This is a genomic window from Pseudomonas sp. FBCC-B1565 (assembly GCF_059133265.1).
The window spans coordinates 5,193,999-5,208,746 of record NZ_CP101438.1 but is presented as its reverse complement, the minus strand read 5'-3'; the positions used below and the strand labels follow the sequence as shown (position 1 = coordinate 5,208,746).

At 60.4% G+C, this 14,748-nt stretch carries 11 protein-coding genes; 4 read left to right on the top strand and 7 right to left on the bottom strand.

Going from position 1 to position 14,748, the window contains the following annotated elements; genetic code table 11:
- Positions 1-4 precede the first annotated feature (4 nt).
- The 3 genes from NL123_RS24110 (at position 5) to NL123_RS24100 (ending at position 5,124) form a co-directional block, all read left to right on the top strand.
- Positions 5-3,070, top strand: a complete 3,066-nt coding sequence (locus NL123_RS24110) for an efflux RND transporter permease subunit (RefSeq protein WP_248486605.1) — start codon at positions 5-7, stop codon at positions 3,068-3,070.
- A 2-nt stretch (positions 3,071-3,072) separates the two neighbouring features.
- Entirely contained in the window at positions 3,073-3,666 is a 594-nt protein-coding gene (locus NL123_RS24105) for a LysE family translocator (protein WP_494356500.1), read from the top strand.
- Positions 3,667-3,759: 93 nt separating this feature from the next.
- Complete coding sequence (locus tag NL123_RS24100; protein WP_494358338.1) at positions 3,760-5,124, top strand: Fic family protein; 1,365 nt, start codon at positions 3,760-3,762, stop codon at positions 5,122-5,124.
- A 45-nt stretch (positions 5,125-5,169) separates the two neighbouring features.
- Here the strand turns inward: NL123_RS24100 and NL123_RS24095 are convergent, their stop codons facing one another.
- The 3 genes from NL123_RS24095 to plsB are packed head-to-tail and all read right to left on the bottom strand — an operon-like array spanning position 5,170 to position 8,839.
- Positions 5,170-5,859: a DUF4197 domain-containing protein gene (locus NL123_RS24095; RefSeq protein WP_071496953.1), complete on the bottom strand. Its 690-nt coding sequence runs from the start codon at positions 5,857-5,859 to the stop codon at positions 5,170-5,172.
- A 22-nt stretch (positions 5,860-5,881) separates the two neighbouring features.
- On the bottom strand, positions 5,882-6,283 hold the full coding sequence (locus tag NL123_RS24090) for a YbaY family lipoprotein (RefSeq protein WP_494356499.1): 402 nt from the start codon (positions 6,281-6,283) through the stop codon (positions 5,882-5,884).
- A 51-nt stretch (positions 6,284-6,334) separates the two neighbouring features.
- Positions 6,335-8,839: a glycerol-3-phosphate 1-O-acyltransferase PlsB gene (gene plsB, locus NL123_RS24085; protein WP_494356498.1), complete on the bottom strand. Its 2,505-nt coding sequence runs from the start codon at positions 8,837-8,839 to the stop codon at positions 6,335-6,337.
- Between the two features lie 182 nt (positions 8,840-9,021).
- Here plsB and NL123_RS24080 point away from each other — a divergent pair, with 182 nt between their 5' ends.
- Positions 9,022-9,231, top strand: coding sequence for a cold-shock protein (locus tag NL123_RS24080; protein ID WP_003219353.1), 210 nt, complete (start codon positions 9,022-9,024; stop codon positions 9,229-9,231).
- 216 nt (positions 9,232-9,447) lie between these two features.
- Here the strand turns inward: NL123_RS24080 and NL123_RS24075 are convergent, their stop codons facing one another.
- The 4 genes from NL123_RS24075 to NL123_RS24060 all read right to left on the bottom strand — a co-directional run bounded on the left by NL123_RS24075 (position 9,448) and on the right by NL123_RS24060 (position 14,622).
- Positions 9,448-9,825, bottom strand: a complete 378-nt coding sequence (locus tag NL123_RS24075; RefSeq protein ID WP_494356497.1) for a hypothetical protein — start codon at positions 9,823-9,825, stop codon at positions 9,448-9,450.
- A gap of 54 nt (positions 9,826-9,879) precedes the next feature.
- The gene (locus NL123_RS24070; protein WP_494356496.1) at positions 9,880-10,689 is read right to left on the bottom strand and encodes a putative RNA methyltransferase; all 810 of its coding nucleotides are present in this window, start codon (positions 10,687-10,689) and stop codon (positions 9,880-9,882) included.
- On the bottom strand, positions 10,689-11,840 hold the full coding sequence (dapE, locus tag NL123_RS24065; protein WP_248486613.1) for a succinyl-diaminopimelate desuccinylase: 1,152 nt from the start codon (positions 11,838-11,840) through the stop codon (positions 10,689-10,691). Before dapE ends, NL123_RS24070 begins: the two co-directional genes overlap by 1 nt.
- A gap of 190 nt (positions 11,841-12,030) precedes the next feature.
- Positions 12,031-14,622 (bottom strand): glycosyltransferase, encoded by a 2,592-nt coding sequence (locus NL123_RS24060; RefSeq protein WP_248486614.1) that lies wholly within the window; start codon positions 14,620-14,622, stop codon positions 12,031-12,033.
- Positions 14,623-14,748: the final 126 nt, after the last annotated feature.

Here is a 14,748-nt window from a genome sequence, read left to right as displayed (position 1 = left end):
CCCGATGGGTTTCAATCTTTCCGAATGGGCGTTGCGCAATCGCCAGATCGTACTGTTCCTGATGATCCTGCTGGCAGTGGTCGGCACCTTGTCCTACTCCAAGCTGGGTCAAAGTGAAGACCCGCCGTTCACCTTCAAGGCCATGGTCATCAAGACCAACTGGCCTGGCGCAACGGCGCAGGAAGTCTCGCGGCAGGTCACCGAACGCATCGAGAAAAAACTCATGGAGACCGGCGAGTACGAACGCATCGTCTCTTTTTCTCGCCCAGGTGAGTCCACTGTCACCTTCATTGCTCGCGACTCCATGCACTCTGTGCAGATTCCCGAACTGTGGTACCAGGTGCGCAAGAAGATCAGCGACATCCGCCAGACCTTGCCGCCGGACATTCAGGGGCCGTTTTTCAATGACGAATTCGGCACCACCTTCGGTAATATCTACGCCCTGACCGGCGACGGTTTCGACTACGCCGTGCTCAAGGACTACGCCGACCGCATCCAGATTCAACTGCAGCGCGTCGCGGATGTGGGCAAGGTCGAGCTGCTCGGCCTGCAGGACGAAAAGATCTGGATCGAGCTGTCCAACCTCAAGCTGGCCACCCTCGGCTTGCCTTTGGCGGCGGTGCAACAGGCGTTGCAGGAGCAGAACGCGGTCTCCACTGCGGGCTTCTTTGAAACCCCGAGTGAACGTGTGCAACTGCGTGTATCGGGCAACTTCAAGAGCGTGGAAGAGATCCGCAATTTCCCGATTCGCGTGGGTGACCGCACCTTCCGCATCGGCGATGTGGCCGACATCCACCGGGGTTTCAACGACCCTCCGGCACCACGCATGCGTTACATGGGCGCAGACGCGATTGGCCTGGCCGTGGCGATGCGCGACGGCGGTGACATCCTGGTGTTGGGCAAAGCCCTGGAAGGTGAATTCGCACGCTTGCAGAAGAACCTCCCTGCGGGTATGGAGTTGCGCAAGGTGTCGGACCAACCGGCGGCGGTGAAAACCAGCGTCGGCGAATTTGTGCAGGTACTGACCGAGGCGCTGGCCATCGTGTTGCTGGTGAGTTTCTTCTCTCTCGGCGTGCGCACTGGCATGGTGGTGGCCCTGGCGATTCCGCTGGTGCTGGCGATGACGTTTGCCACCATGTATTACCTCGGCATCGGCCTGCACAAGATTTCCCTGGGCGCACTGGTGTTGGCGTTGGGCCTGCTGGTGGACGACGCGATCATCGCCGTGGAGATGATGGCGATCAAAATGGAGCAGGGCTATGACCGGCTCAAGGCCGCCAGCTTTGCCTGGACCAGCACCGCGTTCCCGATGCTCACCGGTACGCTGATCACCGCCGCCGGCTTCCTGCCGATTGCCACCGCGCAGTCGAGTACTGGCGAGTACACCCGTTCGATTTTCCAGGTGGTGACCATTGCGTTGCTCGCCTCGTGGGTGGCCGCCGTGGTGTTTGTGCCTTACCTGGGGGAAAAGCTCCTGCCGGACCTGGCGAAAATTCACGCAGCCAAACATGGCACCGATGGTCCTGATCCCTACGGCACACCGTTCTACCAGCGCGTAAGACGTTTGGTGGAGTGGTGCGTGCGTCGCCGCAAAACCGTGATCGTCCTGACCCTGTTGCTGTTTATCGGCTCGGTCGCCCTGTTCCGTTTTGTGCCACAGCAGTTCTTCCCGGCCTCCGGTCGCCTGGAATTGATGGTCGACCTGAAGCTGGCCGAAGGCGCCTCGCTGAGCAACACCGCTGACCAGGTCAAACGGTTGGAAACGCTGCTCAAGGATCACGCCGGCATCGACAACTACGTGGCCTATGTCGGTACTGGATCGCCGCGTTTCTACCTGCCGCTGGATCAACAACTGCCGGCCGCCAGTTTTGCCCAGTTCGTGGTGCTGGCCAAAACCATCGAAGAGCGCGAAAGCCTGCGCACCTGGCTGATCGAAACCCTCAACGAACAATTCCCCGACCTGCGTTCACGGGTTACCCGCCTGGAAAACGGCCCGCCCGTGGGTTACCCGGTACAGTTCCGTGTGACCGGCGAACATATCGAAGAGGTCCGCGCGCTCGCCCGTAGAGTGGCGGCCAAGGTTCGTGAAAACCCTCACGTGGTCAACGTGCACCTGGATTGGGAAGAACCGAGCAAGATCGTCTACCTCAATATCGACCAGGACCGCGCCCGTGCCCTTGGCGTGAGTACGGCCAACCTTTCGAAATTCCTGCAGAGTTCATTGACCGGCTCCAGCGTCAGCCAATACCGCGAGGACAACGAGTTGATCGAAATCCTGCTGCGCGGCACCGTTCACGAACGCACCGAACTCTCGTTGCTGCCGAGCCTGGCTGTGCCGACGGACAACGGCAAAAGCGTCGCGCTGTCGCAGATCGCCACCCTCGAATATGGCTTCGAAGAAGGCATCATCTGGCACCGCAACCGCCTGCCTACGGTGACCGTACGCGCCGATATCTATGGCAAGGAACAGCCCGCGACATTGGTCCAGCAGATCCTGCCGACCCTGGAAGGCGTGCGTGCCGAACTGCCGGATGGCTACCTGCTCGACGTGGGCGGGACCGTGGAGGATTCCGCCCGTGGACAGAACTCGGTGAAAGCCGGGGTGCCGCTGTTTATCGTGGTCGTGCTGACCTTGTTGATGCTGCAGTTGCGCAGCTTCTCGCGCACCGCGATGGTGTTTCTGACGGCACCGCTGGGCTTGATCGGGGTGACGTTGTTCCTGCTGGTATTCCGCCAGCCCTTCGGCTTCGTCGCCATGCTCGGGACCATCGCCCTGTCGGGGATGATCATGCGTAATTCGGTGATCCTGGTGGACCAGATCGAGCAGGACATCAAGGCGGGGCTGGCACCGTGGCAAGCGATCATCGAAGCCACCGTCCGACGCTTCCGCCCGATTGTGCTGACCGCCCTCGCGGCGGTATTGGCGATGATCCCGCTGTCGCGCAGTGTGTTCTTCGGGCCAATGGCCGTGGCGATCATGGGCGGGTTGATTGTGGCGACTGCGTTGACCCTGCTGTTCTTGCCGGCCCTGTATGCTGCGTGGTTCCGAGTGAGGAAGGACGTCGCGTAATCATGCTGGCCACCGTTTCAGCCCTGATCTTGTTGTTGCTTGCCCCAGGCCCTACCAACACCCTGCTGTTTCGTGCGGGGGTGTTGTTTGGTTTTCGGGCCTCTTGGACGCTGGCGTTGATCGAGTGCCTGGCTTATCTACTGCAGGTCTCGCTATGGGGTGTGGCGTTGTTGTATCTGGCGGCGTATTCGCCGTGGGCGCTGAAGGCCACGCAATTGGCGGCGGCCTGCTACCTGCTGTATGTCTCCTACAAGCTTTGGCAGCGTAAGAACAGTGTCGTCAGCCTCGGCCCCGACCGTTTCTCCGGGCTGTACTTCTTCTGGCTGACGGTGATGAATCCCAAGGGATTGCTGATCGTGTCGTTCATTGCGCCGGTCGGCACCTTTTCCACGCTACCTGGCTATGCTGGGCTCATGGCCACGCTAGCGCTGGTGGTGATTCCGGTCGGGGCGGCGTGGATCATGCTGGGCAGCTGCCTTGAAGGGATTCAAAAAGCCTGGCTCACGCCATTGAGGATAAACCGTGCGACCTCTATTGCGGTCGGCTGCTTTGCCACGCTGATGGTGGGGCGGTTGGCGGAATCGATGGTGAGCTGAGGGAGCGCGCGTCTCAGATTTGATGTTTATTGAGATAGTTGCAGTTTTCTGATGTACTCAAGTCTCAGAAATCGAAAAATTGAGATCTTGATGATCAGGTTGCCACCGAGGGTGCCGGAAAGGGTTTTCGTTTTAATTGGCCAGGAACCCCATCTTCAGCACCTTTCTGACTATATGAAGCTGACTCAGCCAACCGATAGCCAGGGGCGTTACTTACACTTTGATCAGCTACGTCACCGCTTCCCCAAGCATTTGGATCAGGCGATATGCTGGGGCATCGTAAAATACGAGCGCGCTCGTCTGTACCAGCAAATATTACCCGTCGGTACGCCTGAGGCCTGGTGCAAGTTTTTACTGACACCGACCGCACAGCGCGTGGTATCCACGGTCGACAGGTATGCCTCAACTGCGGCACTTGAGTACATGAGCAGCAAGATTGGGAAGGCCGCTCACATCAAGTATCTGCTCAATGATTTGATTGAAGATGAAGCCATCAGCAGCAGTCAGTTGGAAGGGGCAGCAACCACGACGCTTGTAGCAAAAGATATGTTGAAAAGAGAGCGGCTACCCAGAACACCCGATGAAAAAATGATCATTGGTAATTACCGGATGATGCGTTTCGCTTGGGATAAGAGAAACGCCCCTCTCAGTGCCGAACTGATCGCTGAAATGCATGAGGTGGGTGTTCAAGGCATTGACGATGACAAATATTCTCCCGGCAGCTTTCGTCTAAATGATGACGTAGTTGTCCAGGATGGTGATAGCAATGTGGTCCATACGCCCCCTCCCGCAGAAGGCATCGCCAAAAGATTGGGGCGATTATCGGACTGGATCAACACCTGCCACGACGATGCTACGACAAATCGCTACCTTCATCCGTTGATCAAAGGTATATCCCTGCACTTTGCCCTGGGTTACGAGCACCCCTTCCGGGATGGCAATGGTCGTGTGGCACGTGCGTTGTTTTATTGGTTCATGTTTAAAAGCGATTACGCGGCATTCAGGTATATCTCCATCAGTGTCCTGCTGAAGAATGCCGCCGTTCAGTACGGTATGTCTTATCTCTATACCGAGACAGATGAACTGGATCTGACTTATTTTATTGACTACCAGTGTTCTGTCGTCCAGCGAGCGGTTGATGGCTTCAAGGCGTCTTACGAAAAAAGTGTTAAGGAGGCTGAGTCGTTCGAGCAATGGCTCTGGGAGTCAGGGCTTTATAAAGAGTTGAACGAGAAACAGAAGACTGTATTTCAGGTCGCCAAGAGTGGCACCGCGAAGCAGTTCACGGCGGTTAATGTGAAGGAAAATCTGGGCTGTTCCTACAACACGGCGTCAGCCGTCCTGAACGGCCTCGTTGAATTGAACATCTTCGTCAAGAAGAAGCAGGGTCGTGAATGGGTTTTTTCAATGCGTGATCAAGCAGAAATACAAAAAAACTGGTTGAAGACTTCTCGTTGATTTAACGAATGCCCACGTCTTCTTGAGCCGTGGGCATTACGAGTATTACAGCGCCCCAAACACCTTCTTCGCCAAACTGGTAGCCGCCGCCGCCGGGTTCTCGCGAATGGTTTCTTCCTGCTTGGCAATCATCTTGAACAACCCGTCCAGTGCCTGCTCGGTCACGTAGTTCTCGACGTTGGCGCTCTTGGCGTCCACCGCACCGAAAGCCGCAGCCTTGCCGGCCAGGGCATTGTACTGCTGGGCTACGCCGACCTTGTCGGTAGCGGCCTTGACGATGGGCAGGAACTTGGCGCGGATCTGTTCACGGCTGCTTTTGTTCAGGTATTGGGTGGCGGAGTCCTGGCCGCCGCTGAGGATGCCTTTGGCGTCGGTCACGCTCATGTTCTTCACGGCGTTGACCAGAATCGGCTGGGCCTGGGTCACGGCGGTTTCAGCAGCCTTGTTCATGCTGGTTTCCAACTGCGTGACCTGGTCACCCATGCCGAACATCTTCAGCTTGTCGGCGACTTTACCCAGCTTGCCTGGCAGGCCGATCTTCACTTCCGGGTTGTTGCTGAAACCACCGGGTACACCCAGTTGCTTCACGGCGATCTGCGCGCCTTGGGTCAGGGCGTCCTTGAGGCCGCCGCTGGCGTCGCCCTGGGACAGGCTGCTGAGGTCCAGGGCCATGGCGTTGGCACCGAGCAGCAGGCCGGCACACAGGGCAGTCAGGCGAAGGGAGTTACGGAGCATGGACGCTTCCTTTTTATCGAATTCAGTGGGCCACCGCGTCAACGCGCAGACGCAGTGGTTGAGGATCCTCGCCATTGAGCTGCACAGCGTGCCGCTCGGTGGTGATAAACAGTAGCTTGCCATCCACTTCGATGCGAGCGCTCACCGAGTAGGTGTGGCCGGGTTTGACGTGCGCCGGGTCGTAGTTCAGGTGAAACGGCAGCGGCACCTGGCCTTTGACCGGGCCTTTCTGCTCGGCCAGGGTCACGGCCGGTGCATCTGCCAGGGAAACGTCTTGCAGGCTGACACTCAAGGTCGCGGTCGGCGGCAGGGCGATGCGTTGCAGGTAGAACACTTCGCCATCGAGGCTGGCCTTGGGCGTGGGGCTCATGGACTGGCAGGCTCCGAGCAGGGCGGTAAGGCCCAGGAGGATGATCTTTTTCATGGTACAGCTCCTTTTCAGCGGCGCCGGCATCCAACCGGCGCCTTCTTAAATCTAGCGGCTTTCTTCAGGTTCGACAGGTGCATCCGCTGCGCCATCGACACGGTGCAGGGCGACCTGGCGAATCGACAGGCGAATCTCCGCCGGCAATACGCGCTTGGCCGCGCCCTCGGCCAGTTCGCCGAGCAGGTCGTGGTAGCTCAACTTGCCAGCTTCATCACGGCGCAGCACATCTTGCTCCAGTAAGGTCTGGATGAAATGTCGGAAAAGGCTCTTGTCGAAGAATTCCGGGGCGTTGAGGCCATGCAGGATCGACAGGCGCTGGGCCATGATCGTGCACAGGTCTTCCAGCTCTTCGGCGCTGATGCTGTTCTGGCCGCTGTTGAGCAGCAGCGAAATCGCCATGTAGAAGCGTTGCAGGGTCTGGGCGATGCTCTTGGACAGCAGCGTCAGCAACACAAAGTGCCGCGAACTCGGCGCCGGGCGCAGGTACACGTTGTTTTCGAAACGCAGCAGGCCTTGTTCGACAAAGGCTTCCAGCCACTGGTCGATCACGCTGTCGAGTTCTTCCAGCGACCAGCGGATAAACAGCTCCGATTGCAGGTACGGGTACAGCGCGTGGGTGTAGCGCAGGATCTGCTCGCGGCTCATCCGCGAGCTGCTCTGGAAGAAACTCGCCAGCAGCGCCGGCAGGGCGAAGATGTGCAGCACGTTGTTACGGTAGTAGGTCATCAGGACGGCATTCTGCTCGTCCAGGTACAGAATCTTGCCTAGGGCATCACTCTGCTCCGACAGCAGGTCCATGTCCTTGACGTGCTTGATCAGCGCCAGGCCATCGCCCTCGGGCAGCGTAGTGTGCGGCGAATACGGCACGCGGCGCAGCAGCGCCAGGTACAGGTCCAACTGGCGCGCCATGGCTTGCTCGTCCAGGGCCAGGCGCGTGGTGGACAGCAGCGCGAGGGCGACCAGGTTCACCGGGTTCACGGCGGCGGCTTCATTCAAGTGACGCGCCACCTGTTCGCCGAGGCGGTTGGTGGTTTCGTTGAGCCAGGCCGGCTTGTAGTTCGGCCCCAGTTCCTGGGAGCGCCAGTCCGGTTGCTCGCTGTCGAGGAATTCGGCCAGCTTGATCGGCTCGCCAAAGTTGACCGCGACCTGGCCGAAGCGCTGTTTGAGCGCGCCGACCACCTTGAAAATATCGAAGATCGACTCTTTCTTCTTGCTCGCGCCACGCAGTTCGCCTAGATAGGTACGGCCTTCGAGCACGCGCTCATAGCCGATGTACACCGGCACGAACACGATCGGCATGCGCGAGGAGCGCAGGAAGCTGCGCAGGGTGATCGCCAGCATCCCGGTCTTCGGCTGCAACATGCGCCCGGTGCGCGAGCGCCCGCCTTCGACGAAGTACTCCACCGGGAAGCCTTTGGTGAACAGGGTGTGCAGGTATTCGTTGAACACCGAGGTGTACAGCGGATTGCCCTTGAAGGTGCGGCGCATGAAAAACGCACCGCCACGGCGCAGCAGGCTGCCGATTACCGGCATGTTCAGGTTGATCCCGGCGGCGATGTGCGGTGGGGTCAGGCCATTCTTGAACAGCAAATAGGACAGCAGCAGGTAATCGATATGGCTGCGATGGCAAGGCACGTAGATCACCTCGTAGCCCTGGGCAACCTTCTGCACACCTTCGATGTTATTGACCTTGATGCCGTCGTAGATCTTGTTCCAGAACCAGCTCAGCACCACTTCGAGAAAGCGGATCGCGGTGTAGGTGTAGTCCGAGGCGATTTCGTTGCCGTAGCGCAAGGCCTGGGCCTTGGCTTTTTCCGGGCTGATCTTTTCCCGTTCGGCCTCGTCGATGATGGCCTGGCGCACCAGCGGCATGTTGACCAGGCCCTTCACCAGATTGCGCCGGTGGGACAGATCGGGACCGATCACCGCCGTCTTCAGGTTACGAAAGTGCACACGCAGGATGCGCTGGGCCATGCGCACCGTGCGTTCGTGCCCTTTATTGTGCTCGATCAATTCACGCAGGTTGATAGGCGCAGAGAATTGCACGCGGGTTTTGCGACCCAGGATCAGGATGCTCAACAGGCGGCGTAGACGCCCGGTGACCGCCCAGCTGTCGGCGAACAACAGCTTCCACGGGCTGGACTCGCTTTCGGGGGACTGGCCCCAGAACACGCTGACCGGAATGATTTGTGCATTCTCTTCGGCGTGTTCGCTGAGGGTATCCACCAGGCGGGTCAGCGTGGGCGGTGCGCCGCGCTTGTCCTGGCGGCCGAGCCAGTCCGGTTCCGGGGTGAGGTAGAAGAATGCCGCCGGTTCCATCAGCGGGCCGACCGAAACCGGCAGCACCGGGCGCGGCAGGCCGGCCTTGGTGCACTCGGCATCGACCACGGCCAATTCGGTGAGGGAGGGCGACTGCAGGACGTAGAACACCGGCCGGCTGCGGTCCAGGTTAAGGGTTAGGGACGACTGGTTGATCGTCTCCGAGCGAACCCAGAGGTACAACAGTCGGCGCAAGGTGCCAAACACTAGACGGCGGAACGGGGAGCGGGTCATAGGCGTGCTGCTTCAAGTGGAAAAAACCGAGCAGGCGCTCGGGTGGGTAGTGTGCCGTATTCGCCGAAAATCGGCAAAAAAGCAGCGAAGTAAACTTGAGTTGATCGTTTTTGAGCCTGTCTTATACTCGGCAGTTCAATGCGACTGACTCAACAATAAAAAACAGTGGGAGCAAAAACAGAATGGCAACGCGTGAAACCGGCAATGTGAAGTGGTTCAACGATGCAAAGGGCTATGGCTTCATTCAACGCGAAGACGGCAAGGATGTGTTTGTGCATTACCGTGCCATTCGCGGCGAAGGCCACCGCTCCCTGGCCGAGGGCCAGCAGGTGGAATACGCCGTGGTGACCGGCGAGAAGGGGTTGCAGGCGGAGGATGTGGTCGGCCTTTAACGCGCGCTGAACCCCTGTTGTGGTGAGCGGGCTTGAACTGTGGTGAGCGGGCTTGCCCCGCGTTGGGCTGCGAAGCGGCCCTAAAACCCTACGCCGAGGAGTGCCTGACACAACGCGGCGTTCTTATTGGTGCCGCTTCGCAGCCCAACGCGGGGCAAGCCCGCTCACCACAGCAAGCGCGCTCACCACACAAGCCCTTCCCTCATGCTTTCAGGATCAGGCGGTTTTCCAGGTGATCTGCTCTTCACCGTCCACGCTGATGCGAATCCAGGTATCGGCGCTTTCTTCGCCTTCTTCCTCGACCCAGGTCCCCGGTGCACAACGCACTTCCACGTTCAGTGCAGCAAAGGCAGCACGGGCGCAGGCAACGTCGTCGTCCCACGGCGTCTGGTCACTTTCCAGGTACAGGCTGTTCCATTTGCCGACGGCTTTGGGCAGCCAGGTGACCGGCACGTTGCCGGCCTTGCATTTGTAGGTCTGGCCTTTCTGGACCCAGTCGGTGCACGGGCCAAGGGCGGCGCCCAGCCAGGCGGCAATGGCCTTGTGGTCGACGTCGGCGTCCTTCAGGTAAATCTCGATATCGGGTTGGCGCATGGATGTTCCTCGTTGCGGGATTCGAAAATCCATTCGCGGATACTGGACAGTCAGTTATTGAAGCACGAAATAGTCGTAGCGCATCGACACCGTGACCACCAGCGGCTCGGCCGCCTCGATCACGTGTGCCCGGCGCTCGGCGCTTGCACGCCAGCCATGGGGCGTCATCGCCAGCAGGTTGGCGCGGTCCTGGGGGGCGGCCAGGCTCAGGGGGAATTCCAGCGTTTCGCTGTGTGCCAGGCTCATGCCGTCCGGCACCAGGGCCAGGTGTTTGTCGTCGGTGTATTCACGCACTTCGTCGTACAGGCGCTCGCGCAATTCCATCAGGTGGCCGCTGGTCGGGCCGACCTTCATCAGGCCGCCACCGGGGCTGAGCAGGCGCTTGGCCTCTTCCCAGTCCAGTGGGCTGAACACGCTGGCGAGAAATTGGCAGCTACCTGACGCCAATGGCACGCGGGCCATGCTGGCGATCAACCAGGTCAGCGCCGGGTTGCGCTTGCACGCACGCTTGACCGCTTCCTTGGAGATATCCAGTGCGTAGCCGTCGGCGTGGGGCAGGGCTTCAGCGATCTGTGCGGTGTAGTAGCCCTCGCCACAGCCGATATCGACCCAGCGCTGCGGTGCGCGCTCAGCGGCGAGTTCGGCCAGGCGCTTGGCCACCGGGGCGTAGTGCCCGGCGTTGAGGAAGTCGCGGCGCGCTTCCACCATGGCCAGGTTATCGCCCGGGTCGCGGCTGTTCTTGTGCTGCACCGGCAGCAGGTTCAGGTAACCCTGGCGCGCGCGGTCGAAACGATGCCCGGCCGGGCACGCCACGCCATTGTCCACCGCGTTGAGCGGGGCGTTGCAAAGGGGGCAGGCGAGCATCAGGCGAGCAACTTGATCAGGGTCTGGTAGTAGATTTCGGTCAGCACATCGAGGTCGCTGGCGAGGATGCGCTCGTTGACCTGGTGGATCGTCGCGTTGACCGGGCCCAGCTCAACCACTTGGGTGCCGAGGGTGGCGATGAACCGTCCATCGGAGGTGCCGCCGCTGGTGGACGCCTGGGTCTCACGCCCGGTGATCGCCTTGATGCTGGCGGATACCGCATCCAGCAGCGCACCCGGTTCGGTGAGGAACGGCAGGCCCGACAGCGCCCACTCCACGTGCCAGTCCAGGCCGTGCTTGTCGAGAATCTGTGCTACGCGCTGCTGTAGACCTTCGACGGTGGACTCGGTGGAGAAACGGAAGTTGAACACCGCCGTCAGGTCACCGGGGATCACGTTGGTCGCGCCGGTGCCGGAATTGAGGTTGGAGATCTGGAAGCTGGTCGGCGGGAAGAAGGTGTTGCCGTCATCCCAATGCTCGGCGGCCAGTTCGGCCAGGGCCGGTGCTGCCAGGTGGATCGGGTTTTTCGCCAGGTGCGGATAGGCTACGTGGCCTTGCACGCCGCGTACGGTCAGGGTGGCGCCGAGGGAGCCGCGACGGCCGTTCTTGACCACGTCGCCCACCAACGTGGTGCTCGACGGTTCGCCGACGATGCACCAGTCCAGGCGTTCCTTGCGTGCAGCCAGGCGTTCGATCACAGCCTTGGTGCCGTGGTGCGCCGGGCCTTCTTCATCGCTGGTGATCAGGAAAGCCACCGAACCCTTGTGGTCCGGGTAGTCGGCGACAAAACGCTCCGACGCCACCAGCATGGCCGCCAGGCTGCCTTTCATGTCTGCCGCACCACGGCCGCAAAGCATGCCGTGTTCATCGATCAACGCGTCGAACGGGTCGTTCTGCCACGCCTGCACCGGGCCGGTCGGTACCACGTCGGTGTGGCCGGCAAAGCACAGTACCGGGCCATCGTGCTTGCCATGGGTGGCCCAGAAGTTGTCCACGTCTTCGATGCGCATCGGCTCGAGCGCAAAACCGGCGTCGCCCAGGCGCTGCATCATCAGCTTCTGGCAATCGGCGTCGATCGGCGTCACCGAGGGGCGACGGATCAGGTCGATGGCAAGTTGAAGGGTCGGCGAAAGGTCGGCATGGGCCGTCATGGGGAACTCCGGAAGCATGTGATGGGCGCAGGACGTAAGGGGCGCAGATTCAGTGTGGGAGGGGCGGTGCGACGATTCGACTTGCCCCCTCCCACACAAAGCATTGGCCTGGGCCAAGACTCATAAAACGGCCGTTATCTTATAGCAAAACGGCGGCCAGAGGCCGCCGTTTAGTGCATTGCGCGAGTTTTTACGCAGCCGGTGCGGGTTCCGCTGCCGCCGCCGGTTTCGGCAGCGAAGACAGGAACGCCATGACCAGCGCCGCCACATACGGCAGCGACTGCACCAGCAACATCACCACCCAGAAGCGGATGTCATTGCTCGGCAGGCCCTGCACCAGGTAGATCCCCAGCGCCGCGCCCCACAACAGCAGCATGATGAACATCTCTTCGCGGGCTTCGGAAATCGCCACCCAGAAGCCGTGGTTATCCGCGTTTTTCGGTGTACGGAAGAACGGGATGCTGGTGGTGAAGAAGCCATACAGCACCGCCTTGGCGATGGTGTGGGACAACGCCAGACCGGCCAGGGCCGCGCAGAATGCGTCCTTCAAGTTCACGCCCACCGCACGCCGGTACAGGAAAATGATCTTGCCCACCTTGAACACGAACAGCGCCAACGGCGGGATCGCAAAAATCAGCAGCGGCGGATCGACCCGCGTTGGCACTATGATCATTGCCGCCGACCACAGCAGCGCGCCCACGGTGAAGAAGATGTTCATGCCGTCCGCCACCCACGGCAGCCAGCCCGCCAGGAAGTGGTAGCGCTGGCCACGGGTCAGCTCGGTGTCCTTGCCGCGCAACAGGCTCGCGGTGTGGCGCTTGATGATCTGGATCGCGCCGTAGGCCCAGCGGAAACGCTGTTTCTTGAAGTCGATAAAGGTATCCGGCATCAAGCCCTTGCCGTAGCTGTCGTGGTAATACGCCGCCGACAGGCCTTTCTCGAACACCCGCAGGCCCAGTTCGGCGTCTTCGCAGATGCACCAGTCGGCCCAGCCCAGTTCTTCGAGCACCGAGCGACGGGTCATGGTCATGGTGCCATGCTGGATGATCGCGTCACGGTCGTTGCGGGTGACCATGCCGATGTGGAAGAAGCCTTTGTATTCCGCGTAGCAGAGCTTCTTGAAGGTGCTTTCGTTCTGGTCGCGGTAGTCCTGCGGCGACTGCACCACGGCGATTTTCGGGTCGGCGAAGTGAGGCACCATGTGCTTGAGCCAATTCGGCGAGACGCAGTAATCGGAGTCGATCACCGCGATCACTTCGGCATCCTTGGCGGTGTGCGGGATCAGGTAGTTCAGTGCGCCACCCTTGAAACCGGCCAGGGGCGCGACATGGAAGAACTTGAAGCGCGGTCCCAGGGTTTCGCAGTAATCGCGCACCGGCTCCCACACGGCCGGGTCCTTGGTGTTGTTGTCGATGATCAGGACTTCGTAGTCCGGGTAATCAAGGGCGGCCAGGGCGTCGAGGGTCTGTTTGACCATCTCCGGCGGCTCGTTGTAGCACGGCACATGGATCGACACTTTCGGGCGGTAGTCCGAATCCCCCACCACTGGCAGGAATTCGCGCCGGCGCTTGTGGGTCCAGACCGCTTCCGCCAGTTCATGGGCTTCGGTCAGCAACACGATAAACACGCCCAGGGCACCGAGGGCCAGGAGAATGCCCACGGTGACACTGAACCAGGTGCTGTATTGCTGGCTGTAGTCGTAGCCGATCCACACCAGCACCGAACCGCACAGGAATGCGATAAAGGTCAGGAAGGTGCGGCCGCGCTGGCGCAGGGCCGAGCCGTCGATCATCAGCAGGGTCAGCGACAACAGCGCGAGCACCACCGAACCGATGGCCAGCACGCGCCACTGCGGGATCGCGACCACGGGGCCTTCAAAGTTGAATTTCTGCTGGCGTGCGGCGTTGTACACGCCCCAGTAGGCGCCCGCCGAGCCTTCGTCGCTGACTTTCCACGGCTGATCGAAGGCCTCGATCACGAAGTAGTTGTAGCCCTGGCGGTTCAGCTTGTTCACCAGCGTGCGCAGGTAAATCGCCTGGTCGGCCGGGGAGGTTTCGTTACCCCCGCGCATGCGTCCGTTACTCGGCCAGCCCACTTCCGACAGCAGCAGCGGCTTTTTCGGGAACAGTTTCTTCAGGTCACGGGCACGGTCGAGTACGTATTGGCCGGCCTTGTCCATCGGGATGTATTCCCAGAATGGCAGGATGTGCGCAGCAATCAGGTCGACGTGCTTGGCCAGTTGCGGGTTCTTTTCCCAGATGTGCCACTGTTCGGAGGTCGTCACCGGTACTTTCACAGCGGCGCGCACCCGGTCCAGCAGCACAATCAGCGCCTCAGGGGTGATTTCTTCCCGGAACAGCGCTTCGTTACCCACCACTACCCGCACCACACTGCGCGAGCTGTTGGCGATTTCGATGGCGCGCTGGATTTCCCGCTCGTTGCGTTCCAGGTCCGGGCTGATCCAGATCCCCAGCGTCACGCGCAGGCCGAACTCTTCCGCCAGCTTGGGGATGTCCCCCAGGGTGCCGTCGACCGAGTAGGTGCGGATGTTGTCCGTCAGCTTGCTCATGATTGCAAGGTCTTGACGCATCTGGTCGTCGGTTGGGTACTGGTCTTTCTGTGGGAACTGGCCTTGTTGGAACGGCGAGTAGGAAAAACCGGAGATCTGTTCAGGCCAGTTGGGGGTGGTGACGGGGCGGTTGATCAGCGCCCAGAAGCCGGTGAACAGCGCGGCGATTGCCAGCACGATCACCAGGTTGAGTCCAAATTTACGCGATGCCATGGCTATTTCGGGTTCCAAAAGGTGTGGAACGAAAAGAGGTGTCGGCCTGCGCCGAACGGCGCGCATCCTACACCGGCGCTTCCCTGACCGTACAGCAAGCAGAGAAAACCGGACATTAGTCAGCGA

Bases quoted from the DNA above. Each gene is read 5' to 3' on its own strand.
- NL123_RS24110 (WP_248486605.1), top strand. From the start codon at position 5: ATGGGTTTCAATCTTTCCGAATGGGCGTTGCGCAATCGCCAGATCGTA.
- NL123_RS24105 (WP_494356500.1), top strand. From the start codon at position 3,073: ATGCTGGCCACCGTTTCAGCCCTGATCTTGTTGTTGCTTGCCCCAGGC.
- NL123_RS24095 (WP_071496953.1), bottom strand. From the start codon at position 5,859: ATGCTCCGTAACTCCCTTCGCCTGACTGCCCTGTGTGCCGGCCTGCTG.
- NL123_RS24090 (WP_494356499.1), bottom strand. From the start codon at position 6,283: ATGAAAAAGATCATCCTCCTGGGCCTTACCGCCCTGCTCGGAGCCTGC.
- plsB (WP_494356498.1), bottom strand. From the start codon at position 8,839: ATGACCCGCTCCCCGTTCCGCCGTCTAGTGTTTGGCACCTTGCGCCGA.
- NL123_RS24080 (WP_003219353.1), top strand. From the start codon at position 9,022: ATGGCAACGCGTGAAACCGGCAATGTGAAGTGGTTCAACGATGCAAAG.
- NL123_RS24075 (WP_494356497.1), bottom strand. From the start codon at position 9,825: ATGCGCCAACCCGATATCGAGATTTACCTGAAGGACGCCGACGTCGAC.
- NL123_RS24070 (WP_494356496.1), bottom strand. From the start codon at position 10,689: ATGCTCGCCTGCCCCCTTTGCAACGCCCCGCTCAACGCGGTGGACAAT.
- dapE (WP_248486613.1), bottom strand. From the start codon at position 11,840: ATGACGGCCCATGCCGACCTTTCGCCGACCCTTCAACTTGCCATCGAC.
- NL123_RS24060 (WP_248486614.1), bottom strand. From the start codon at position 14,622: ATGGCATCGCGTAAATTTGGACTCAACCTGGTGATCGTGCTGGCAATC.